Origin of the sequence: Qipengyuania citrea, from assembly GCF_009828015.1 — a bacterium.
Lineage (GTDB): Bacteria > Pseudomonadota > Alphaproteobacteria > Sphingomonadales > Sphingomonadaceae > Qipengyuania > Qipengyuania citrea.
In genome coordinates, this window is the sequence record NZ_WTYG01000002.1 from 488096 (window position 1) to 511115 (window position 23020).

Genomic DNA, 23020 nt, shown 5'->3' on the forward strand with positions numbered 1-23020 from the left:
TTCTGCGCTGTCCGACCCGACACGGCTGCACGGGCTTGCGCCAGTGCTGCGAATGTCGGGGAGTAACGGGCCATGTCCGGCATCAACCTGTATTGACTTGGGCCTGAGCGGGACTGCCGCTGCGGCCTGAAAAACCACGGTTTTTCCATGTGACCCTCTTCGTCGCGCATTGTTCGCGCCGATCGGAGGCACCGGGAAACCGATGACATGTCGCTAGCACCGTGGGTTTCACACGGCAACCATATTGCGTCATTCGGCAACAAGGCCGTAACCATGCGGCCAATGTCGATACGGGCGCAAATCCTCCTGCTCATTCTCTTGCCGCTCGCCGCAGTGGCGCTGCTGGTCGTTTCGGCGCAGCGCATACCCGTGCCTGAAATGGGGCGTGGCTATGTCCTGCGGGTGGAATTGCCGCGCGTCGACAGGCCGGCGGACCTGCCCGAGGTCGCGGGCCGCGCGGGGCTGCCGCTGGTGGTGATCGATGCCGGTCACGGCGGACACGATCCCGGGGCCTCGGGGCAGGGGTACCGCGAGAAGACGATCGTGCTGGGTCTCGCCCGCGCGCTGCGCGACCGGTTGGAGGAAGAGGGCCGGGTGCGGGTCGCGCTGACGCGCGATGACGATCGCTATCTCGTGCATGCCGAACGCGTCGATATCGCCCGCCGGCTCGATGCCGACCTGTTCCTGTCGATCCATGCCGACAGCGCGGGCGAGGCGGCGGAGGTGACCGGGGCCAGCATCTACACGCTGTCGAACAAGGCATCGAGCGAGGCCGCCGCGCTGTTCGCCGAACGCGAGAACGCGTCCGACCGGATAAACGGGACCGATGTCGGCGCGCAAAGCGACGTCGTCAGCACGATCCTGGTCGAACTGTCGCAGCGCCGTACGCAGGAGCAGTCGGACGCCTTCGCCCGGCTGATCCGGCGCGAGGCCGAAGGGGCGATCCGGTTCCATCCGCAAGCGCGCAAATCGGCCGCGCTCAAGGTGCTGCGCGCACCCGATGTGCCATCGGTGCTGTTCGAAAGCGGCTTCATCACCAATGAAGACGACGCGCGGCGTCTGGCGTCGCCCGAGGGGCGGGCGCGTTTCGCCGAAGTCATGGCGCGGGCGATCCGCAGCTATTTCGCCCGCCAGCAAGAAAGCTGATCCCGTCACGCTGTTCGTTCTGGCGATTTGCAGAATGACCATGCTAGAGGCCCTTCCACCATCATGCCAGAACAAGCCGCCCTGCAATATTATCGCTACCGTATCAGCCGCGATCCCAAGCGGCTGATCGCGTGGTTCGGTGACAATTGGTCGCACAATCGCAAGCTGCGCGTGCTCAGCTATCTCGGCGGCTTCGCGGTGGTGGCCATCCTGCTCGCCTGGGCGACGCTGGGCCGCAACCTGCCCGATGCCGAATCGCTGCTGGAATATGAAACGCCGCTGCCCACGGTGGTGCGCGGGATCGACGGCGAAATTGTCAGCACCTATGCGCGCGAGCGGCGGGTTCAGCTGCAGTATGTGGATTTCCCCGAGCGGCTGACGCAGGCGTTCCTGTCGGCCGAGGACAAGACGTTCTTCAGCCATGGCGGGGTGGATATCACCGGCACGGCGAATGCAGTGATCGACTATGCGACCAAGTTCGGGTCGGGCGAACGCGCGGTCGGCGGGTCGACGATCACCCAACAGGTCGCCAAGAACCTGCTGCTGGGCGACGAATATTCGGTGACCCGCAAGCTGAAGGAAATGATCCTCGCCACGCGCATCGAAAGCGTGCTGACGAAGGAGGAAATCCTCGAACTCTATCTCAACGAGATTCCGCTGGGGCGGCGCAGTTTCGGCGTGCAGGCGGCAGCGCGCGCCTATTTCGACAAGGATGTCGGCGATCTCGACCTGCATGAGATGGCCTTCCTTGCCATCCTGCCCAAGGCCCCCGAGCGCTATGGCCGCGAACGGTATCGCGACATGGCGATCGTGCGGCGCAATTTCGTGCTCGACCAGATGGTGGCGAACGATTTCGTCGCGTCGGGAGAGGCCGAAGCGGCCAAACGGATGGGCCTGGGGCTGGTCGAACAGCAACGGACGCGTTCGGCCGATGCGGGGTATTTCCTCGAGGAAGTCCGCCGCCAGTTGATCGACCAGTTCGGCGAAACCGCCGACGATGGCCGCAACAGCGTCTATTCGGGCGGGCTGTGGGTGCGCACCTCGCTCGATGTCGAACTGCAGGATGCCGCACGCGACGCGCTGCGGGCGCAGCTTATCAGCTATCACGGCAATCGCGGGTTTACCGGGCCGATCGCCACGCTCAATCCCGACAATGGCGATCTTACCGCGCAGCTCGCTTCGTCCAACATCGGGATCAACTATCGCGACTGGCGCGTGGGCGTGGTGACAGCGCCGGGGCGGATCGGCTTTTCCGATGGCGAGGAATTCGCGCTGTCGGGCGGGCCTTCGTCGCTGAAGCCCGGCGATGTGGTCGCCGCGGCAAGGTCGGGCGGGGGCTATGCGATCCGCGGCGTTCCCGAGGTTTCGGGCGCGTTCCTTGCCGAAGCGCCGCAAACCGGCCGGGTGCTCGCCATGCAGGGCGGCTTCGACAGCCGGCTCGGCAGTTTCAACCGCGCGACGCAGGCGCTGAGACAGCCGGGGTCGACGATCAAGCCCTTCGTCTATGCCGCCGCGCTGGACCAGGGAATGACCCCGGCGACGCAGGTGCCCGACCAGACGTTCTGTGTCTGGCAGGGCGCCAATCTGGGCGAGAAATGCTTCCGCAACTTCGGCGGCGGCGGGGGCGGTGTTCATACGCTGCGCTGGGGCCTCGAACAGAGCCGCAACCTGATGACGGTCCACATCGCCGACGATGCCGGAATGGACAATGTGATCAAGACGATCGACCGGCTCGGCATCGGGTCCTACGAACCCTATTATTCCTTCGCGCTGGGCGCGGGCGACACCACGGTGGCGCGGATGGTCAACGCCTATGCCGCGCTGGCCAACTGGGGCCGGCAGAACCCGGGCTCGGTGATCGATTACGTCCAGGACCGCGACGGCAAGGTGATCTTCCGCACGGACACGCGCAACTGTTCGGGATGCAACATGGCCGAATGGGACGGGCAGCCGATGCCGCGCTTCGACATGTCGGGCAAGCAGGTGCTCGACCCGCGCACCGCGTTCCAGATGGTCCACATGCTGCAGGGCGTGGTCACCCGCGGTACCGCGGTCCGCCTGCGCAGCCTCGACCTGCCGCTGTTCGGCAAGACCGGCACCACCAATGGCCCGACCAATGCCTGGTTCGTCGGCGGCTCGCCCGAAATCATCGCCGGCATGTATGTCGGCTTCGACCAGCCGCGCAATCTGGGCGGCTGGGTGCAGGGCGGCAATACCGCCGCAACCATCATGAAACGCTTCGTCGAAGCCACTCCGGATCGCTGGCAGGCCGAGGATTTCGTAGCCCCGCCGGGCGTGCGGATGGTCAAGATCGACCGCCGCAGCGGCAAGCGCGTGTTCGAAGGAACCCCGTCGAACGAGCCCACCGCTTCGATCATCTGGGAAGCCTTCAAGCCCGACACCGAACCGCCGCGGGCGACACGCAGCGATGCGATCGCCGCCAAGCGCAACGAGATTCTCGAGCTGATCCGCCGCGGCCGGCAGGGGGCGCTATCGGCGCGCGCGCGCGATGGCGGCGACCAGCCCAACGATTTCGTCGAGGACCAGGGCGGCATCTACTGACGCACGCGTCCCGCCGCCGCTGCACTTTACAATCGCCCTGCGCATATTAGGGGCAGGTCCAAGCAGATCCGAAGGAATTTCCTATGCGTGCCGAAGGGCAGGCCCATATCGACCGTATCCAAGCCGCGCTGTCGCTGGTGCGCCAGTCGCTCGACTGGGAGCAGGCGCTGCGCCGGCTCGACGAACTCGACGCGCGCGTCCAGGACCCCACCCTGTGGGACGATCCCAAGCAGGCGCAGGCGATCACGCAGGAACAGAAGCGCCTCGAAACCGCGATCAACACGGTGCGCGAAATCGAGAGCGAGATGGCCGATGCGATCGAATTCGTCGAGATGGGCGAAGCGGAAGGCGATGCCGATGTCGAGCGTGAAGGGCTCGATTCGCTCGCCGGGCTGGCCGACCGCGCCGACCGCGACAAAGTCCAGGCGCTGCTTTCGGGCGAAGCCGACGGCTCCGATACCTATCTGCAGATCAACGCCGGTGCGGGCGGCACCGAAAGCCAGGACTGGGCGGACATGCTGCTGCGCATGTATGCGCGCTGGGCCGAACGGCGCGGCTTCAAGGTCGAAACGGTCGAATATGCCGCGGGCGACCAGGCCGGGATCAAGAGCGCGACGCTGCTGATCAAGGGCGAGAACGCCTATGGCTATGCCAAGACCGAGAGCGGCGTTCACCGGCTCGTGCGGATCAGCCCCTACGACAGCTCGGCGCGGCGCCACACGAGCTTCAGCTCGGTGTGGGTCTATCCGGTAATCGACGACGACATCGACATCGAGATCAACCCCGCCGACCTCAAGATCGACACCTACCGCGCCAGCGGCGCGGGCGGGCAGCACGTCAACACGACCGATTCCGCCGTGCGTATCACCCACCAGCCCACCGGGATCGTCGTCGCCAGCCAGAACGACCGCAGCCAGCACAAGAACCGCGCCACCGCGATGAACATGCTGAAAGCGCGGCTGTTCGAACGCGAGATGGCCGAACGCGAGGCGGCCGCTTCGGGCGAATACCAGGAAAAGAGCGACATCGGGTGGGGGCACCAGATCCGGTCCTATGTGCTGCAGCCGTATCAGATGGTGAAGGACCTGCGCACCGGCGTTCAGTCGCCCACGCCCGACGACGTGCTCGACGGCGCGCTCGACCCGTTCATCTCGGCCGCGCTGGCGCAGCGGGTGACCGGCGAGAAGGTCGAGGTAGAGGATACCGAGTGAGGCACCGCCTCCTCTCGACCCTGCTGGTCGCGGCGGCATTGGCCGGCTGCGAGGGCAATGCGCGAATGGCCGATGACGGCCCGCGCTTTCCCGAACCGGACCGCCCGGTGTCCGAACTGGGATCGAACCAGTTCTCGACCGAAGACCAGCGCGACAGCCGCGGCGAGGCGAGCACGGTGATGGAGCTTGCCGAGATCGCCGAGGGCATGACCGTGGCCGACATCGGCGCGGGCAATGGCTATTACACCGTTCGCCTGGCCGAACGCGTCGGCGATGACGGCCGCGTGCTGGCCCAGGATATCGATGGCGCCGCTTTGACCCGGCTAGCCCGCCGGATCGAGCGCTACCGCCTCGAAAACGTCTCGATCCGGCAGGGCGAACTGGCCGATCCGATGCTGCCCGCCGCCAGTTTCGATCGCATCTTCATGGTCCACATGTACCACGAGATCGAAAGCCCCTATGAATTCCTCTGGCGGATGTGGCCCGCGCTGCGCGACGGCGGGCAGGTGGTCGTCGTCGATATCGACCGACCGACCGACCAGCACGGGATCGACCCCCTGCTGCTGAGCTGCGAATTCGAAGCGGTCGGCTACGAGCTGGTGGCCTTCAAGGACGCGCCCGAACTGGCGGGGTACTATGCACAGTTCAAGGCAGCCGCTACGAGACCCGCTCCCGGAGAGATAGAGCGCTGCCGCGGCGATCGTGCCGCGCTAGGCGCCAGGGCCGAACGGCCTGCATAAGACAAAAGCAGAGAAAGCGTTGAGTTTATGAGTTTCAAGGGTCTCGAGCCGATCAGCTATGGCGGCAAGGAAGTCTGGCCGCTGGTCGAAGGCGGCAAGGGCGTGTCCGCCACCAATCACCTGAGTTCGGGTGCCTGGGCCGCCGCGGGCGGCATCGGCACCGTCAGCGCGGTCAATGCCGACAGCTATGACGAGGACGGCAACCCGATCCCGCAGGTCTATCCGCAGGCGACCCGCGTCGAACGCTTCGAACAGCTGGTGCGCTACGGCATCGAAGGCGGCACCGAACAGGTCAAGCGTGCGCACGAAATCTCGGGCGGCAAGGGCGCGATCAACATCAACGTGCTGTGGGAAATGGGCGGCGCGCAGCAGGTCCTCGAAGGCATCCTCGAGAACTGCCCCGGCCTCGTCACCGGCGTCACCTGCGGCGCGGGCATGCCCTACAAGCTCGCGGAAATCGCCGCGAAGCACAATGTCCACTACCTGCCCATCGTCAGCTCGGCGCGCGCGTTCCGTGCGCTGTGGAAGCGCAGCTATTCCAAGGTCCCCGACCTGATGGCGGCAGTGGTCTATGAAGACCCCTGGCTGGCGGGCGGGCACAACGGCCTGTCCAACGCCGAGGACCCGGCCAAGCCCGAGGATCCCTATCCGCGCGTTGCCGCGCTGCGCGACACGATGCGCAAGGAAGGCGTGTCCGAAGACACTGCCATCGTCATGGCGGGCGGCGTGTGGTTCCTGCGCGAATGGAACGACTGGATCGACAATCCCGAGCTGGGCAAGATCATGTTCCAGTTCGGCACGCGTCCACTGCTGACGCAGGAAAGCCCGATCCCCAATGTGTGGAAGGACATGCTGCGCACGGTCGAGCCGGGCGACGTATTGCTGCACAAGTTCAGCCCGACCGGTTTCTATTCCAGCGCGGTGAAGACGCCGTTCCTCTACGATCTGATGCATCGCAGCGAGCGGCAGATCCCGATCTTCAAGCGCGACGAGGAGGAAGGGACCATTCCGCTGGCCGATCACGGCAAGGCGAAATATTTCTTCGTCCACCCCGGCGACCAGCGCAAGGCGCAGGCCTGGATGCACGAGGGCTTTACCGAGGCGCTCAAGACGCCCGACGACACGGTGGTGTTCACCACTCCCGAAAGCGCCGAGCAGATCCGCGCCGACCAGCAGGCCTGCATGGGCTGCCTGTCGCACTGCCAGTTTTCCAGCTGGAAGGATCATGACAACCACACCACCGGGCGGCTTGCCGATCCGCGCAGCTTTTGCATCCAGAAAACGCTGCAGGACATCGCGCATGGCGGCGACCCGGACGAGAACCTCGCTTTCGCCGGCCACGCGGCCTACCGCTTCAAGCAGGACCCGTTCTACTCGAACAACTACACCCCGACGGTGCAGGAACTGGTCGAGCGTATCCTGACCGGCGACTAGGCCCTACAATACCGGATCCGCTTCACCCCGGCCTTCGGGCCGGGGCGGGGCGGTCTCGGGTCAGAACCCCGTAAGCACCTGATCGGGCGGGCGGTGGCCGTCGGCCCACATGCGGATATTGGCGATCACCTTAAGACCGCTGTCCTCGCGGCCCTCGCGCGTGGCGCTGCCGATATGCGGCAGTGTCATCACATTGGGGTGGGCGATCAGCCGTGCGTCGACATCGGGTTCGTCGGGATAGACGTCGAGCCCCGCACCCGCGAGTTTGCCGCTTTCCAGCGCGGCGATCAGCGCTTCCTGGTCGACCAGATCGCCGCGGGCAGTGTTGATGAGGCAGGCGCCGTCCTTCATCAGGCCGATCCGCCGCGCATCGATCATGTGGTGCGTATCGGGGCCGGCGGGACAGTGCAGCGACAGGATATCGGCTTCGCTCATCAGGTCGTCGAGCTGTTCGACCCAGCGCGCCTTGAACATGCGTTCCACCGCTTCGGGCAGCCGCTTGCGGTTGTGATAGGCGATTTCGAGCCCGAAGGCATGCGCCCGGTGAGCCACCGCCTGGCCGATCCGGCCCATGCCGACGATCCCCAGCACCTTGCCCGCCAGCTTGGTCCCGAGCAGCGCGGTAGGCGTCCAGCCGGTCCACCGGCCGCTGCGGATCAGTTCGACCCCTTCACGGATACGGCGCGGCACGCCGATAATCCCCGACATGGCGAGATCGGCGGTGTCGTCGGTGAAGACGCCGGGGGTGTTGGTGACCAGGATATTGCGCGCGGAAGCCGCTGCGAGGTCGATGTGTTCGGTGCCCGCGCCGAAATTGGCGATCAGACCCAATTGCCGGCCGGCAGCGGCGATCATGTCGGCATCGATCCGGTCGGTCACCGTCGGCACCAGCACGTCGTATTCCTGCATCGCGGCGACCAGCTGTTCGCGTGTAAGCGGCTGATCCTCGGTGTTGAGGCTGACGTCGAACAGCTCGCGCATGCGGCTTTCGACCGAAGGCATCAGGTGACGCGTGACGAAGACGCGCGGCGTGCGTTCGAGACGCTTGGCGGGGCGGGTGTCGGGGCTTTCCATGTGTGCAGCAGCGCTAGGACGCCGGCGGCGCCGTGGTCAAGGATTCGCCTGCGATATCGCGCATGAAGGGCGTTGACTGGAAGCGCGTGATGCCCGATTCACCACCGCGATGTTTGCACGCCTATTCATGCCTTTCCTGCTGCTGGCCGGCCTCGCCGCTCCCCTGCAGGCGCAGGACCGCGAAACCCCCTATTGGGCGACGATTCGTGCGAGCGTGCTCAACATGCGTGTCGGCCCGAGCGCGGATTACAAGATCGACTGGGTCTACCGGCTTCCCGGCCTGCCGGTGAAGGTCCTGCGGCTGATGGAAGGCTGGCGGCTGATCGAGGATCCCGACGGCGCGCAGGGTTGGGTCGTGGCCCGGCTGCTCAGTCCCGATCGCGGGGCCATCGTCATCGGGGACGGCCTGGCCGAACTGCGCGATGGCCCGTCGCACGACGCGATGCTGAAATGGCGCGTCGAACCCGGCGTGGTCGGTGCGCTCGGAGGCTGCGACGATGGCTGGTGCGAACTTCGCATCGACGATTATCGGGGCTATATCGCGCAGAACCGGCTGTGGGGCGCGGGCGAACCCTGAAGGTTATTCGCCGATCGGGCGGATCGTGTAGCTCTCGCTTCCGTCGTCGCGCGTGCTTGTGAAACTCCCGTCTTCGGCCAAGGCGGAATTCGTCCAACAGCGTTCCTGCTGATCGGGCCCGTCTCCATCCGGATCGAAGCAGGCGAGGCCGCGCTCGTCCCGCCAGGTTCCGCGTCCGACTTCATTGCCTTCGCCATCGAGATCCGCATAGGTTCCGTCAGGCTTGACGACAGTCTGCGAATAGACCGTTCCGTCACCGCCCTCGATGGCATATCTGCCCGGTCCCATCACATAGGCGGCAGGAGAGGCACGTTCGCTCCCTTCGATCGGCGTTTCCGTGTCGGCGTTGGTCTCGTTGCTGCATCCGGCAATCAGCGCCCCAAGCACAACGATCGGCAAAAGCTTGAACGTCATGAAATCCTCCCTTGCGAACGATCAGGGCGGCTAGCGTAGCGCCGCCCTGATCGTTTGTCATTCCGACGGAGCGGCCATCGCTTGGGCTTCGACCTTGCGGACGGAGGACTGGACCGTGCCGTCTTCGCCGCGCATTTCGAAAGCACCATCTTCTGCCGGCGCACCGCCGGTATAGCATTCCTCGGGATCGTTGCCTTCCGGATCGAAGCACATCGTGCCATTGTCGCCGGTGCGCCAGGTGCCGCCGCCGATGCGGGTGCCATCGGGAGTCGTGTCGACGTAGGTACCATCGGCATTGATGGTCTGCATCGTGACGCTGCCGTCGGCGAGCTTCACCTCATAGGTGCCGGCGACATTACCGGTGGCGGTGCTGTCGAGCGTCGTGTCAGCGGTTTCGATCGGCTCGACCGGAGCCTCTGTCTCGTTGGAACCGCAGGCGGCAAGCGCCACACAGGATGCGGCGACCAGAAACTTCTTCATGGATACTTCCCCTTTCGCCCGCCTCAACGCGCGCGAAAGGGGTAAGTGCCCGAATATCAGACCAGTTCGACTGCGACCGCCGTGGCTTCGCCGCCGCCGATGCACAACGAGGCGACACCCCGCTTCTTGCCCTGTTGCTTGAGGGCGTTGAGCAGCGTCACGATGATGCGTGTGCCGCTGGCGCCGATCGGGTGGCCGAGAGCCGTGCCGCCGCCGTTCACGTTGATCTTGTCGTGCGGGATGCCGATGTCGCGCATCGCGAACATGGCGACGCAGGCGAACGCCTCGTTGACTTCCCACAGTTCGACTTCGTCCGCGCTCCAGCCGGCCTTGTCGAGGACCTTCTCGATCGCGCCGATCGGGGCGACGGTGAACTGCGCGGGTTCCTGCGCATGCGCGGCCATGGCGACGATTTTCGCCACCGGCTGCTGGCCATTGGCCTTAGCGACGCTTTCGCGGCTCAGAACCACGGCCGCCGCACCGTCGGAGATCGAGGAGGAGGTCGCTGCGGTGATCGTGCCGTCCTTGGCGAAGGCGGGGCGCAGCTGCGGGATCTTGTCGGGACGGCCCTTGCCGGGCTGCTCGTCATGCTCGACCGTGACTTCGCCCTTGCGGGTCGAGAAGGTGACCGGGACGACCTCATCGGCAAAGGCACCGCTGTCGATCGCGGCATTCGCGCGGCGCAGCGATTCGATGGAGTATTCGTCCATTTCCTCGCGCGTCATCTGGTAGTCATTGGCGGTTTCCTGCGCGAAAGTGCCCATCGCGCGGCCTTCTTCGTACGCGTCCTCGAGCCCGTCGAGGAACATGTGGTCATAGGTGGTGTCGTGTCCGAGGCGCGCGCCGCTGCGGTGCTTCTTGAGCAGGTAGGGGGCATTGGTCATGCTCTCCATCCCGCCCGCGACGACATAGTCCACCGTGCCGCTGGCGAGCGCTTCGGCGCCCATGATCACCGTCTGCATGCCGCTGCCGCAGACCTTGTTGACGGTGGTCGCCTGCACCGACTTGGGCAGGCCTGCCTTGATCGATGCCTGCCGCGCGGGCGCCTGGCCGAGCCCGGCGGGAAGGACGCAGCCCATGTAGGTGCGGTCGAAACTGTCCACCGGCACCCCCGAGCGCTCGACCGCGGCCTTTACTGCCGTGGCCCCGAGATCGGTGGCCGAGACATCGGCGAGCGCGCCCTGCATGCCGCCCATCGGAGTGCGGGCGTAAGACAGGATGACGACGGGATCGGATGCGCTGAACTGGGTCATGCTTGTGTATGTCCTTCGGTTCTGGAATATCGGTTGCCAATGGCGACCTATCTGGTGGCCCACAACCTAGTGCTGCGATGCAGCAATATCAAACGGAGAGAGCAATGGCGGACGACCGGAAAACCGACATGGAAGCCGTATTGCGCAAGCAGCGCGCCGCGCACCACCAGATGCGCCCCGAACCGCAGGCGCTGCGCAAGGACCGCATCCAGCGCGCGATGAAGCTGCTCACCGATCATGCGGACGACCTGTGCAAGGTGATGGCGGCCGATTTCGGCAATCGCTCGCCGCACCAGTCGATGATCACCGACATCGCGGGCACGGTGAACTTCGGCAAGTACTGTCTCAAGCACATGGACAAATGGTCGCGCCCCGAAAAGCGCCATGTCCAGTTCCCGCTCGGCCTGCTGGGTGCGAAGGCCGAGGTGCGCTACGAGCCCAAGGGCGTGGTGGGCATCCTCAGCCCGTGGAACTTCCCCGTCAATCTCAGCTTCGGCCCGCTGATGCAGATCTTCGCTGCGGGCAATCGCGCGATGATCAAGCCGAGCGAGTTCACCGAGAAGACCAGCTTGCTGACCAAGGAACTGGTGGAGGAATACTTCACCCCCGACGAATGCGCGGTGTTCACCGGCGGGCCCGAAGTCGCCGCGGCGTTCAGCGAACTGCCGTTCGACCACCTGATCTTCACCGGATCGACCGCGACCGGGCGCAAGGTGATGGAATCGGCGGCCAAGAACCTCGTCCCCGTCACGCTCGAACTGGGCGGCAAGAGCCCGGTGTTCCTCGGCGAGAGCGCCGATTTCGCCAAGGCGGGCGAGCGGGTGGCATTGGGCAAGATGCTCAATGCAGGCCAGATCTGCCTCGCGCCCGACTACCTCTATGTCCCCGAAAGCAAGCAGGACGAGGCAATCCACGGCGTGTGGCAGGGGACGGCCAACATGTACCCCACGCTGCTCGATAACGAGGACTACGCCAGCGTCGTCACCGACCGCCATTTCGACCGCCTGCAGGAGCTGGTTGCCGATGCGCGCGACAAGGGTGCCGAGGTGATCGAGGTCAATCCCGGGAACGAGGATTTCTCCAACACCAATGCGCGCAAGATGCCGCTGACGATCCTCAAGAACGTCAATGACGACATGCGCGCGATGCAGGAGGAAATCTTCGGCCCGGTCCTGCCGGTGAAGACCTATCGCCACATCGACGAGGCGATCGATTACGTGAACGACCACGATCGCCCGCTGGGCCTGTATTTCTTCGGCCAGGACAGCGACGAGCGCGAGAAGGTGCTGTCGCGGACGATCAGCGGCGGCGTGACGGTCAACGACGTTATCTTCCACGTGTCGATGGAAGACCTGCCGTTCGGCGGAGTCGGACCGAGCGGGATGGGCAGCTATCACGGGGTCGAGGGCTTCCGCGAATTCAGCCACGCACGCAGCATCTATACCCAGCCCAAGATCGACGTCGCCAAACTGGGCGGATTAAAGCCGCCCTATGGGCCCGCGACTGAAAAAGCGGTCAAAACGATGATGAAGTAACACCCCGGGGCAGGGGGTGTGCGCGGGGTGCGGAATTGTTGCGAATTGTTCGCATTTCTGCACCCTTGCGCCATCTGGGTGAGGGGCCTAGAGGCGGGCGCGAACCAAGCTTTACGCCTAGGAATCATTCGTGGTCGACCTCGAACAATACCTGCCCATCCTGATCTTCCTGATATTCGCCGCAGGGCTTTCGGCGCTGTTCGTCTTCCTGCCGATGGGCGTGTCGCGGCTAACCGGAGCGCACAAGCCGGATGCCGAGAAGCTTAGCGAATATGAATGCGGTTTCCCCGCCTTCGAAGACCCGCGCAGCCAGTTCGACGTCAAGTTCTACCTCGTGGCGATCAGCTTCCTGCTGTTCGATCTCGAGGCCTCGTTCCTGTTTCCCTGGGCGGTAAGCCTCGAATACACCGGCTGGACCGGCTGGATCGCGATGATCATCTTCCTCGGCATTCTGGCGGTCGGCCTGGCCTATGAATGGAAGATGGGCGCACTGGACTGGGAATGACATGAGCAATTCGACCATCATCACCCCGCCGCAGACCGTGCCCGCCGCGCAGGGCGGCGAAACCCGCCAGCCCGACGCGGACTATTTCAACGCGCTCCAGACCGAGGTGAACGACAAGGGGTTCCTCGTTACCAGCACCGAGGACCTGTTCCAGTGGGCGCGCACCGGATCGCTGTGGTGGATGACCTTCGGCCTCGCCTGCTGCGCGGTCGAGATGATCCACGTCAACATGCCGCGTTACGACATGGAGCGCTTCGGCGTCGCTCCGCGCGCCTCGCCGCGGCAGAGCGACGTGATGATCGTCGCCGGTACGCTGTGCAACAAGATGGCGCCTGCGCTGCGCAAGGTCTACGACCAGATGTCGGAGCCCAAATACGTCATCTCGATGGGCAGCTGCGCGAATGGCGGCGGCTATTACCATTACAGCTATTCGGTGGTGCGCGGCTGCGACCGTATCGTCCCCGTCGACATCTATGTTCCCGGGTGCCCGCCGACCGCCGAAGCGCTGCTTTACGGCGTGATGCAGCTGCAGCGGAAAATCCGCCGCGCGGGCACGATCGAGAGGTAGGGCGCAATGGCTACGCTACATTCCGCACCCCGCTTCACGCAGATCGACGGGCTGAAGGACACGCTGGGCGGGGCGCTCGGCGCGCACTTGCTCGACGTGCATGAAGAGCACGGCGAACTGCTGTTCACCGTGAAGCGCGAGAGCATCGAGGACGTGCTGCGCATCCTGCGCGACGACCACAAGTACCAGCAGCTGATGGAAATCGCCGGGGTCGACTATCCGAGCCGCGCGGAGCGGTTCGAAGTCGTTTACATGCTGCTGTCGCTGACCACGAACAACCGCATCATGGTCAAGTGTTCGGCGAGCGAGGACACGCTGGTCCCGACGGCAACGACGCTGTGGCCCAATGCAGGCTGGCTCGAGCGCGAAGTGTTCGACATGTACGGCGTGCTCTTCGCGGGCAATACCGACCTGCGCCGGATCCTCACCGATTACGGTTTCGAAGGGCACCCCTTCCGCAAGGATTTCCCGCTTACCGGCTATCACGAGCTGCGCTATTCGGAAGACGAGAAGCGCGTGGTCTATGAACCGGTCGAGCTCGCGCAGGACCTGCGCCAGTTCGACTTCATGAGCCCCTGGGAAGGGGCCGATTACGTGCTGCCGGGTGACGAGAAGGCGGATGTCCCGCCGGTCGACGAACCCAAGACCACCGAAACGCCCAAGGACACGGGTGCGGGCAAGAAAACCGACGAACATGCGGCCGACAAGGTCAGCGCCGGTGCCCCGGCCGAGGAAGACGGCGGCGAGAACGCCCCGGCTCCCGAACCGACCGAGGACCAGCCCGCACGCGCCGAGCGCGAGGGCAAGACCACCGACACCGCCGAAGCGACCGAGCCGGATACGCCGGATAACGATGCCGGCGGCCCCGCGCCTGCGGCCGGGAAGCGCAAGTCATGAAGCGGCTGCTCCTGATTGCCCTCCCGCTGGCGCTCGCCGGGTGTTCTTCGGAACCCGCCGAGCAGGAAAGCGCCGACGATTTCGCCAGCCGTATCGGCCAGGACGGCAATGCCGCTGGCGGACCGCAGGCCGATCCCGACCTGCCCAACACTGCAAGCGTTACGGCACCCGGCGGTGTCGATCTGACCCAGCTCCAGAAGCTGGGCGATATCGGCGGCGTCGACCTGGGTGCGCGCGACGGCGGCTGCACGCTGATGGTCGGCAAGGACGAAATGCTGATCGCCGGTGCGCCCGATGACGCCTCGGTTCCCGGCAAGGCGGTGGTGCGCGTGGGCGATAGCCTGGTGCTGACCGATGCCGCGGCGGGCGGTCTCGACGCCATCCGCGACGGGACCAGCTTCGCGGGCGAAGGCTTCACCGTCTCGGTCGCTCCCGCTGCGGGCACCGAGCAACGCCGTCCCGCGAATGTCACCGTGACCGACGCGGCGGGCAAGACGCAAAGCTACAGCGGTAACTGGATCTGTTCATGAGCCACGCCATGCATCTGGAAGAGTCGCCGACCACCGGCGACGAAGTGATCACCAATTACACGATCAACTTCGGGCCCCAGCACCCCGCGGCGCACGGCGTGCTGCGCATGGTGATGGAGCTCGACGGCGAGATCATCGAACGGATCGATCCGCATGTCGGCCTGCTGCACCGCGGCACCGAAAAGCTGATCGAGCACAAGACCTATCTGCAGGCGCTGCCCTATTTCGACCGGCTCGACTATTGTTCGCCGCTGGCGCAGGAATACAGCTACGTCCTCGCGATCGAGAAGCTGCTCAATGTCGAGGTGCCCGAACGCGCGCAATACCTGCGCGTGCTGTTCGCCGAGCTGACCCGCATCTGCAATCACATGCTCAACATCGGCGCCCATGTCATGGATGTCGGCGCGATGACGCCGAACCTGTGGGTGTTCGAGCTGCGCGAAGACTGCATGAACTTCTTCGAGCGGGCCTCGGGTGCGCGCATGCACAGCGCCTGGTTCCGCCCCGGCGGCGTCCACCAGGACGTGCCCGAAAAGCTGTTGGTCGACATCGGCAACTGGGTCGATGGCCGGCTCCAGGAACTGTTCGGCGATGCGATGAGCCTCGTGCTCGACAACCGCATCTTCAAGCAGCGCAATGTCGATATCGCCGTGGTCAGCAAGGACGATGCGGTCGCCTGGGGTTTCTCCGGCCCGATGATCCGCGCTGCAGGCATCCCGTGGGACCTGCGCAAGTCGCAGCCTTACGACGTCTACGAGCGGATAGAATTCGACATTCCCGTGGGCACCAATTCCGACTGCTACGACCGTTTCGTGGTGCGCGTGAAGGAAGTCTACGAAAGCGCGAAGATCATCAAGCAGTGCCTGGCGCAGATGCCCGGCGGGCCGATCTGCTCCGACGACCGCAAGGTCTCGCCGCCCAAGCGCGCCGAGATGAAGCAGTCGATGGAAGCGCTGATCCATCACTTCAAGCTCTACACCGAAGGGTTCCACGTCCCCGCTGGCGAAGTCTATGTCGCGACCGAAAGCCCCAAGGGCGAATTCGGGGTTTATCTGGTCAGCGACGGGTCGAACAAACCCTATCGCTGCAAGATCCGGCCGACCGCGTTCAGCCACTTGCAGGCGATGGATTTCATGAGCCGCGGCCATATGCTGCCCGACGCCACCGCCATTCTCGGCGCCATCGACGTCGTGTTCGGGGAGTGTGACCGGTGATCGCGCGCGAAGTGTTCATCTTCATCGCGGCATTTGCGGCATTCGCTTCGGCGGTTGCTGCCTATCTGTTCGCCTTCCATGGCGAAAGCTCGCTCAAGGAAATCCTTTCGACGGCCTTCGCTGCCGTCATCGGTCTCTATGTGGGCCGTTATGTCGAACGCAGGTTGATCAATGGCTGACCGTTCCCTCGCTCCCGATACCCCCGACCTGCGCGAGCGCTGGGGCGGTTTCGAGTTCACCGAAAGCTACCGGACCCGTGCCGACAGGGCGATTGCGCGCTATCCCGAAGGGCGCCAGCGCTCCGCGGTGATGCCGCTGCTCGACCTCGCCCAGCGCCAGGTCGGTGAAGAAACAAACACGCAGGGCTGGCTGCCGCTGCCGGTGATCGAATATGTCGCCGATTACCTCGACATGCCGGTAATCCGCGTGCTTGAGGTTGCGACCTTCTACTTCATGTACAACCTCCGGCCCGTGGGTAAGTACCACGTGCAGGTGTGCGGCACGACGCCGTGCATGTTGCGTGGTTCGGACGGCCTGCTCGCCGCCTGCAGCAAGCGCGGGATGAAGAAGGGCCACGTCTCCGAAGACGGGTTGTGGACGCTGACCGAAGTCGAATGCATGGGCAATTGCGCGACTGCGCCGATGGTCCAGATCAACGACGACAATTACGAAGACCTGACCCCCGAGCGCCTTGATGCGGTGCTCGACGCACTGGCCAAGGGCGAGCAACCCAAGACCGGCACGCAGGAACCCGGCCGCCACACCAGCGAACCCGCCGGTGGGCCGACCACGCTGACCGAGATGGTCGATGCCAATCACGATTACCGGAAGGAATGGTGATGGAGATCGTCACTATCCTCGTCGCGCTGGTGCTCGCCTGGATCGCCTGGAAGGTGCTGGTGGGCCTCGTGAAATTCGGCGTTCTCGCGCTTATCGCGGTCGCCGCCATCTATTTCCTCTCGCAAGGGGGCGCATTCTGATGCTTGCCGACAAGGATCGCATCTTCACCAATGTCTACGGCTTCCAGGACTGGGGCCTCAAGGCGGCGCAGCAGCGCGGCGACTGGGACGATACCAAGTCGCTGATCGCGCGCGGCCATGACAGCATCATCGACGAGATGAAGGCTTCGGGGCTGCGCGGGCGGGGCGGGGCAGGCTTCCCCACCGGCCTGAAATGGTCGTTCATGCCGAAGGAATCGAAGGACGGCCGTCCCAGCTTCCTCGTCATCAATGCCGACGAGTCCGAACCCGGCAGCTGCAAGGACCGCGAGATCATCCGCCATGATCCGCACAAGCTGATCGAAGGCGCCCTGATCGCCGGTTATGCGATGCGCGCGCGGGCGGCCTATATCTATATCCGCGGCGAATACATCCGCGAGGCGGAGACACTTCAGGCCGCGATCGACGAAGCCTATGATGCGGGACTGATCGGCAAAAACGCCAGCAAATCGGGCTACGATTTCGACGTCTTCCTGCACCGCGGTGCGGGGGCCTATATCTGCGGCGAAGAGACCGCGATGATCGAGAGCCTCGAGGGCAAGAAGGGCCAGCCGCGGCTCAAGCCCCCGTTCCCCGCGGGAGCAGGCCTCTACGGCTGCCCGACCACGGTCAACAATGTCGAATCGATTGCCGTCGTGCCGACCATCCTGCGCCGGGGCGCATCGTGGTTCAGCTCGTTCGGGCGCGAGAACAACAAGGGCACCAAGCTCTTCCAGATCAGCGGCCATGTGAACAAGCCCTGCGTGGTCGAGGAAGCGCTCAGCATTCCGTTCAGCGAGTTGATCGAGAAGCATTGCGGCGGTATCCGCGGCGGCAAGGACAATCTGCTCGCGGTGATCCCGGGCGGATCGTCGGTGCCGCTGGTTCCGGCTGAGCAGATCTGGGATGCGCCGATGGATTTCGACGGGCTCAAGGAGCTCGGCTCGGGTCTCGGCACTGCCGGCGTCATCGTGATGGACAAGTCGACCGACATCGTCCGCGCGATCAGCCGCATCAGCTATTTCTACAAGCACGAGAGCTGCGGCCAGTGCACTCCCTGCCGCGAAGGCACGGGCTGGATGTGGCGGATGATGGAACGCCTGCGCACCGGCGATGCCGCGATCGAGGAAATCGACATGCTGCAGCAGGTCACCAAGCAGGTCGAAGGCCATACCATCTGCGCGCTGGGCGATGCGGCCGCCTGGCCGATCCAGGGCCTGATCCGCCACTTCCGCCCCGAGCTCGAGCGCCGGATCGAAGAACACAACGCCAAATTTGCCGAGGCAGCGGAATAATGCCCAAAGTCACCGTAGACGGACAGGAAATCGAGGTCCCCGATGGCGCGACCGTCCTTCAGGCCTGCGAGCTTGCGGGCAAGGAAATCCCGCGCTTCTGCTATCACGAGCGGCTGAGCATCGCCGGCAACTGCCGCATGTGCCTGGTTGAAGTGAAGCCCGGACCGCCCAAGCCGCAGGCGAGCTGTGCGCTGCCGGCTACCGACGGGCAGGAAATCCGCACCGACAGCGAAATGGTCAAGACCGCGCGCGAAGGCGTGATGGAATTCCTGCTGATCAATCATCCGCTCGACTGCCCGATCTGCGACCAGGGGGGCGAATGCGACCTGCAGGACCAGTCGGTCGCCTATGGCCGCGGGGCCACGCGCTACGAAGAGAACAAGCGCGCGGTGACCGAGAAATACATGGGCCCGCTGATCAAGACGGTCATGACCCGCTGCATCCACTGCACCCGCTGCGTGCGCTTCTCCGAAGAGATCGCCGGCGTGGACGAAATCGGCGCGCTCTATCGCGGCGAGGACATGCAGATCACCACCTATCTCGAGCAGGCGGCCGAGCATGAGCTGTCGGCCAATGTGATCGACCTGTGCCCGGTCGGCGCACTGACAAGCCGCCCCTATGCCTTCGAAGCGCGCCCGTGGGAGCTCAAGAAGACGCTCAGCATCGACGTCTCGGATGCGGTGGGGTCGAACATCCGGCTCGACAGCCGTGGCCGCGAAGTCATGCGCGCGCTCCCGCGCATCAATGACGACGTCAACGAGGAATGGATCTCGGACAAGACCCGCTACCAGGTCGACGGCTTGTCGAAGCGGCGCCTGGACAAGGTCTTCATGCGCAAGCGCGGCAAGCTGCAACCGGCGAGCTGGGACGAGGCGTTCAAGGCGATCGCCAAGGCCAAGCCGGGCAACAGCATTGCCGCCATCGCGGGCGACATGGTCGATTGCGAAACCATGTTCGCCGCCAAGACGCTGCTCGAGGCCTGCGGTTCGTCGCTGATCGAAGGCCGCCAGACCGGCATGGATTACGACGTGTCGAACTTGGCCGCGGTCAATTTCAATTCGACCTTTGCGGGTATCGAAACCGCCGATGCTATCCTGATCGTCGGCAGCCACATCCGCTGGGAAGCGCCGCTGGTCAACGTGCGGATCCGCAAGGCGGTGAAGCGCGGTGCCAGGGTCTTCGTGGTCGGTCCGCAGTGGGACACGACCTATCCGGCGCAGTTCCTCGGCGAGGACCTCGCAGTGCTCGGCGAATTGCCCAAGGACGTGGTCGATGCCTTCGCCGGCGCCGACCGCCCCGCCATCATCATGGGCGGCGCGGCGCTTGCCAAGGGCGCGCTGGGGGCAGGCCTCGCCTTTGCCGAAACGCACAAGCTGGTGCGCGAGGGCTGGAACGGCTTCAATGTGCTGCACTTCAGTGCAGCACGGATGGGCGGATTGATGCTCGGTTTCGCGCAAAAGGGCGGGATGAAGGACATCGCCGCGGCAGGGCCCAAGGTGGTCATAAGCCTGGGCGCCGACGAGATGGATTTCGAACCCTTCGCCGACAGCCTGAAGGTCTATATCGGCCATCACGGCGACAAGGGCGCGCATGCGGCGGACATCATCCTGCCGGGTTCGAGCTTCGCCGAGAAGGACGGGACCTACGTCAACACCGAAGGCCGCGTGCAGTTCGCCGAACGCGCGGTGTTCGCGCCGGGTGACGCGCGCGAGGACTGGACGATCCTGCGCGCGCTGGCCGATGCGCTCAAGGTCGAGGTCGGCTTCGACAGCTTTGCCGAATTGCAGGCCAACATGATCCGCGAAGTCCCCGCGCTGGGCGAGGAAGGCCTTGCCGGCTATGGCGACTTGCCCAAGGGTGGCAGCACGGCCAAGGCGGAAGGGCGGATCACCGCCTATCCGATCAAGGACTTCTACCTCACCAATCCCATCGCCCGCGCCAGCGCGGTGATGCAGCAATGTTCGAGCGAACTGCTCGGCAGCGGCGAGCTTGCGGAGGCCGCGGAATGACCGAATTCTTCCAATCGCTGGGCATGACCTACGAATGGGCCTGGGGTCTTGCGACCTTTGCCGGGATCCTGCTGATCGCGCTGCCGCTGATGCTCAGCGTCGCGATGGTCATCTATGTCGACCGCAAGGTGTGGGCGGCGATCAACCTGCGCCGCGGTCCCAACGTGGTCGGCCCGTTCGGCCTGCTGCAGAGCTTTGCCGACGGGTTGAAGGTGTTCCTGCAGGAAACGATCATTCCCTCGGCGGCGAACAAGGGGATATTCCTCCTTGCGCCGATCCTCACCTTCACCGTCGCGCTCGGCGCGTGGGCGGTGGTGCCGTTCAGCGCCGAAGCGGTACTGGCGGACATCAACATCGGCCTGCTCTACATTCTCGCGATCAGTTCGCTGTCGGTGTACGGCGTGGTGATGAGCGGGTGGGCGAGTAACTCGAAATACCCGTTCTTTTCGGCCATGCGCGCCGCTGCGCAGATGATCAGCTACGAAGTCTCGATCGGCTTCATCCTGGTGTGCGTCGTGCTGTTCGCGGGCACGTTCAATCTGAACGACATCGTCCGCGCGCAGGAAGGCTTCGGCCTCGGCTTCATCAATGCCTATGGCATCCATCCGCTGCTGTTCCCGATGTGGGTGATGTTCTTCATCAGCTCGCTCGCGGAAACACAGCGCGTGCCGTTCGATCTGACCGAGGCGGAAAGCGAGCTCGTCGCCGGGTACCAGACCGAATATAGCTCGATGAGCTTCGCGCTGTTCTGGCTGGGCGAATATGCCAACATCCTGCTGATGTGCATTCTCAATGCGCTGCTGTTCTGGGGTGGCTGGCTGCCGCCGTTCGACTGGGCGCCGCTCTATTACGTGCCCGGGATCGTCTGGCTGCTGCTCAAGACCTTCTTCTTCTTCTTCATGTTCAGCTGGGTGATGGCGACCGTACCGCGCTATCGCTACGACCAGCTGATGCGCCTGGGCTGGAAGGTGTTCCTTCCGATCAGCCTCGGCTTCGTCGTCGTCATTTCGGGCTATCTGATGGCCACGGGACATTACGGATGAGTATCGCGCAAACCATCAAGGCGTTCACCCTGTGGGAGTTCGTGAAGGCGCATGCCCTCACGCTGAAGTATTTCTTCAAGCCCAAGGTCACGATCAACTACCCGTTCGAAAAGAACCCGATCTCGCCCCGCTTCCGCGGCGAGCATGCGCTGCGCCGCTATCCCAACGGGGAAGAACGCTGCATCGCCTGCAAGCTGTGCGAGGCCGTCTGCCCCGCGCAGGCGATCACGATCGAGAGCGAACCGCGCGAGGACGGCAGCCGCCGCACCACGCGCTACGACATCGACATGACCAAGTGCATCTATTGCGGCTTCTGTCAGGAAGCCTGCCCGGTGGATGCCGTGGTCGAGGGGCCGAACTTCGAATACGCCACCGAAACGCGTGAAGAACTGCTGTACGACAAGGCCAAGCTGCTGGCGAACGGGGACAAGTGGGAGCGGGCGATCGCCGCGAACCTTGAAGCCGATGCGCCCTATCGCTAGGGGCCGCGCGTGACTGGGGCATACCAACTCACCACCATTTCCGTCATCCCCGCGCAGGCGCGGATCCATCAGGCGGCAGTGGCACCATGCAACGTTATCCGGACCCCCGCCTTTGCGGGCGTGACGCAAGAGGTTTGAGGGAAAAGTGATACAGACTATCGCCTTTTACCTGTTCGCAGCACTGGTCATCGCCAGCGCCGTCATGGTCATCATGTCGCGCAACCCGGTGCATTCGGTGCTGTGGCTGATCCTCGCCTTCTTCAATGCGGCCGGGCTGATGGTCCTCGTCGGCGCCGAATTCATCGCCGCGCTGATGGTCATCGTCTATGTGGGCGCAGTCGCGGTGCTGTTCCTGTTCGTGGTGATGATGCTCGACATCGACTTTGCCGAACTGCGCGCGGGCTTCATCAAGAACTTCCCGCTGGGTATCGCGATCGCGCTGGTGCTCGCTGCCGAGCTGATCTTCGGCATCGGTGCCTATCAGGCTGGGCGGATCGACCTGGGCGTCGCCAGCGGCGCTGCTGCCCCCATCCTCGGGGAATCCAATACCGCCAGCATCGGCGCGGTGCTGTACCGCGACTATATCTTCCTGTTCGAAGCCGCGGGCCTGATCCTGCTGGTGGCAATGGTCGGCGCGATCGTGCTGACGCACCGTAAGCGCCCCGACGGCGCGCGCGGCCAGCAGGACATCACCCGCCAGGTGCGCCGCAATCCGGACGAGGCAACCGTCATGAAACAGCCCGAAGTGGGCAGGGGGGTCGAGCTGTGATCGGCATCGAACACTATATCGTGGTCAGCGCGATCCTGTTCGTGCTGGGCGTGCTGGGTATCTTCCTGAACCGGAAGAACATCATCGTCATCCTGATGGCGATCGAACTGATCCTGCTCAGCGTCAATCTCCAGCTGGTCGCGTTCAGCGCGTTTCTCGGCGATCTGGTGGGGCAGGTCTTCGCCATGTTCGTGCTGACCGTGGCAGCGGGCGAAGCCGCCGTCGGTCTCGCCATTCTCGTCACCTATTTCCGTAGCCGTGGCACGATTGCCGTCGACGACGTCGACCGGTTGAAGGGATAAGCA

Annotated in this window: 25 protein-coding genes; 21 read left to right on the forward strand and 4 right to left on the reverse strand. The window is 64.4% G+C overall.

The genetic code is table 11. The features are described from left to right. Nucleotides 1–273 precede the first annotated feature (273 nt). The 5 genes from GRI55_RS07865 (at nt 274) to GRI55_RS07885 (ending at nt 7093) form a co-directional block, all read left to right on the forward strand. Entirely contained in the window at nt 274–1146 is an 873-nt protein-coding gene (locus GRI55_RS07865) for an N-acetylmuramoyl-L-alanine amidase family protein (protein WP_307019423.1), read from the forward strand. 63 nt (nt 1147–1209) lie between these two features. Next, nucleotides 1210–3708, forward strand: a complete 2499-nt coding sequence (locus tag GRI55_RS07870) for a penicillin-binding protein 1A (RefSeq protein ID WP_160766756.1) — start codon at nt 1210–1212, stop codon at nt 3706–3708. A gap of 83 nt (nt 3709–3791) precedes the next feature. Next, entirely contained in the window at nt 3792–4919 is a 1128-nt protein-coding gene (prfB, locus tag GRI55_RS07875; protein ID WP_063506591.1) for a peptide chain release factor 2, read from the forward strand. A gap of 65 nt (nt 4920–4984) precedes the next feature. Next, nucleotides 4985–5659 carry a class I SAM-dependent methyltransferase gene (locus tag GRI55_RS07880; RefSeq protein WP_160767055.1) on the forward strand — a complete coding sequence of 225 codons (675 nt, stop codon included), beginning with the start codon at nt 4985–4987 and terminating at the stop codon, nt 5657–5659. Nucleotides 5660–5686: 27 nt separating this feature from the next. Next, nucleotides 5687–7093 (forward strand): NAD(P)H-dependent flavin oxidoreductase, encoded by a 1407-nt coding sequence (locus tag GRI55_RS07885; RefSeq protein ID WP_050601216.1) that lies wholly within the window; start codon nt 5687–5689, stop codon nt 7091–7093. 60 nt (nt 7094–7153) lie between these two features. On the opposite strand, the gene GRI55_RS07890 is transcribed toward GRI55_RS07885, so the two are convergent. Next, a complete protein-coding gene (locus tag GRI55_RS07890; RefSeq protein WP_160766757.1) occupies nt 7154–8167 on the reverse strand; it encodes a 2-hydroxyacid dehydrogenase in 1014 nt (337 codons plus the stop codon). A 109-nt stretch (nt 8168–8276) separates the two neighbouring features. Here GRI55_RS07890 and GRI55_RS07895 point away from each other — a divergent pair, with 109 nt between their 5' ends. Further along, nucleotides 8277–8744 (forward strand): SH3 domain-containing protein, encoded by a 468-nt coding sequence (locus GRI55_RS07895; protein WP_063506588.1) that lies wholly within the window; start codon nt 8277–8279, stop codon nt 8742–8744. A gap of 3 nt (nt 8745–8747) precedes the next feature. On the opposite strand, the gene GRI55_RS07900 is transcribed toward GRI55_RS07895, so the two are convergent. The 3 genes from GRI55_RS07900 to GRI55_RS07910 are packed head-to-tail and all read right to left on the reverse strand — an operon-like array spanning nt 8748 to nt 10891. After that, nucleotides 8748–9158, reverse strand: coding sequence for a hypothetical protein (locus tag GRI55_RS07900; protein ID WP_160766758.1), 411 nt, complete (start codon nt 9156–9158; stop codon nt 8748–8750). A gap of 57 nt (nt 9159–9215) precedes the next feature. Further along, complete coding sequence (locus GRI55_RS07905; protein ID WP_160766759.1) at nt 9216–9638, reverse strand: hypothetical protein; 423 nt, start codon at nt 9636–9638, stop codon at nt 9216–9218. A 56-nt stretch (nt 9639–9694) separates the two neighbouring features. Continuing rightward, nucleotides 9695–10891, reverse strand: a complete 1197-nt coding sequence (locus GRI55_RS07910; protein ID WP_160766760.1) for a thiolase family protein — start codon at nt 10889–10891, stop codon at nt 9695–9697. Nucleotides 10892–10995: 104 nt separating this feature from the next. Here GRI55_RS07910 and GRI55_RS07915 point away from each other — a divergent pair, with 104 nt between their 5' ends. The 15 genes from GRI55_RS07915 to nuoK all read left to right on the forward strand — a co-directional run bounded on the left by GRI55_RS07915 (nt 10996) and on the right by nuoK (nt 23017). Continuing rightward, nucleotides 10996–12426 (forward strand): coniferyl aldehyde dehydrogenase, encoded by a 1431-nt coding sequence (locus GRI55_RS07915; RefSeq protein WP_160766761.1) that lies wholly within the window; start codon nt 10996–10998, stop codon nt 12424–12426. 130 nt (nt 12427–12556) lie between these two features. Further along, nucleotides 12557–12931, forward strand: a complete 375-nt coding sequence (gene ndhC / locus GRI55_RS07920) for an NADH-quinone oxidoreductase subunit A (protein WP_050601222.1) — start codon at nt 12557–12559, stop codon at nt 12929–12931. Between the two features lies 1 nt (nt 12932). After that, nucleotides 12933–13499 (forward strand): NuoB/complex I 20 kDa subunit family protein, encoded by a 567-nt coding sequence (locus GRI55_RS07925; RefSeq protein WP_082835494.1) that lies wholly within the window; start codon nt 12933–12935, stop codon nt 13497–13499. Between the two features lie 6 nt (nt 13500–13505). Continuing rightward, nucleotides 13506–14396, forward strand: coding sequence for an NADH-quinone oxidoreductase subunit C (locus GRI55_RS07930; protein WP_160766762.1), 891 nt, complete (start codon nt 13506–13508; stop codon nt 14394–14396). Further along, the gene (locus tag GRI55_RS07935) at nt 14393–14926 is read left to right on the forward strand and encodes a hypothetical protein (protein ID WP_160766763.1); all 534 of its coding nucleotides are present in this window, start codon (nt 14393–14395) and stop codon (nt 14924–14926) included. Before GRI55_RS07930 ends, GRI55_RS07935 begins: the two co-directional genes overlap by 4 nt. Then, entirely contained in the window at nt 14923–16140 is a 1218-nt protein-coding gene (locus GRI55_RS07940; RefSeq protein ID WP_160766764.1) for an NADH-quinone oxidoreductase subunit D, read from the forward strand. Before GRI55_RS07935 ends, GRI55_RS07940 begins: the two co-directional genes overlap by 4 nt. After that, nucleotides 16137–16319 (forward strand): hypothetical protein, encoded by a 183-nt coding sequence (locus tag GRI55_RS07945; protein ID WP_063511447.1) that lies wholly within the window; start codon nt 16137–16139, stop codon nt 16317–16319. Before GRI55_RS07940 ends, GRI55_RS07945 begins: the two co-directional genes overlap by 4 nt. Continuing rightward, entirely contained in the window at nt 16312–16980 is a 669-nt protein-coding gene (gene nuoE, locus GRI55_RS07950; protein ID WP_160766765.1) for an NADH-quinone oxidoreductase subunit NuoE, read from the forward strand. The genes GRI55_RS07945 and nuoE overlap by 8 nt, the downstream gene beginning before the upstream one ends. Further along, a complete protein-coding gene (locus GRI55_RS14885; RefSeq protein ID WP_197458229.1) occupies nt 16980–17120 on the forward strand; it encodes a hypothetical protein in 141 nt (46 codons plus the stop codon). The genes nuoE and GRI55_RS14885 overlap by 1 nt, the downstream gene beginning before the upstream one ends. Further along, a complete protein-coding gene (gene nuoF, locus GRI55_RS07955; protein ID WP_082847422.1) occupies nt 17120–18412 on the forward strand; it encodes an NADH-quinone oxidoreductase subunit NuoF in 1293 nt (430 codons plus the stop codon). Before GRI55_RS14885 ends, nuoF begins: the two co-directional genes overlap by 1 nt. Beyond that, nucleotides 18412–20421 (forward strand): NADH-quinone oxidoreductase subunit NuoG, encoded by a 2010-nt coding sequence (nuoG, locus tag GRI55_RS07960; protein ID WP_160766766.1) that lies wholly within the window; start codon nt 18412–18414, stop codon nt 20419–20421. The genes nuoF and nuoG overlap by 1 nt, the downstream gene beginning before the upstream one ends. Beyond that, nucleotides 20418–21464: an NADH-quinone oxidoreductase subunit NuoH gene (gene nuoH, locus GRI55_RS07965; RefSeq protein ID WP_050601229.1), complete on the forward strand. Its 1047-nt coding sequence runs from the start codon at nt 20418–20420 to the stop codon at nt 21462–21464. The genes nuoG and nuoH overlap by 4 nt, the downstream gene beginning before the upstream one ends. Continuing rightward, complete coding sequence (gene nuoI, locus GRI55_RS07970; RefSeq protein ID WP_050601230.1) at nt 21461–21946, forward strand: NADH-quinone oxidoreductase subunit NuoI; 486 nt, start codon at nt 21461–21463, stop codon at nt 21944–21946. Before nuoH ends, nuoI begins: the two co-directional genes overlap by 4 nt. 145 nt (nt 21947–22091) lie before the next feature. Further along, nucleotides 22092–22715, forward strand: a complete 624-nt coding sequence (locus GRI55_RS07975) for an NADH-quinone oxidoreductase subunit J (RefSeq protein ID WP_050601231.1) — start codon at nt 22092–22094, stop codon at nt 22713–22715. Beyond that, nucleotides 22712–23017, forward strand: coding sequence for an NADH-quinone oxidoreductase subunit NuoK (nuoK, locus tag GRI55_RS07980; protein WP_050601232.1), 306 nt, complete (start codon nt 22712–22714; stop codon nt 23015–23017). The genes GRI55_RS07975 and nuoK overlap by 4 nt, the downstream gene beginning before the upstream one ends. The last annotated feature ends 3 nt before the right edge of the window (nt 23018–23020 follow it).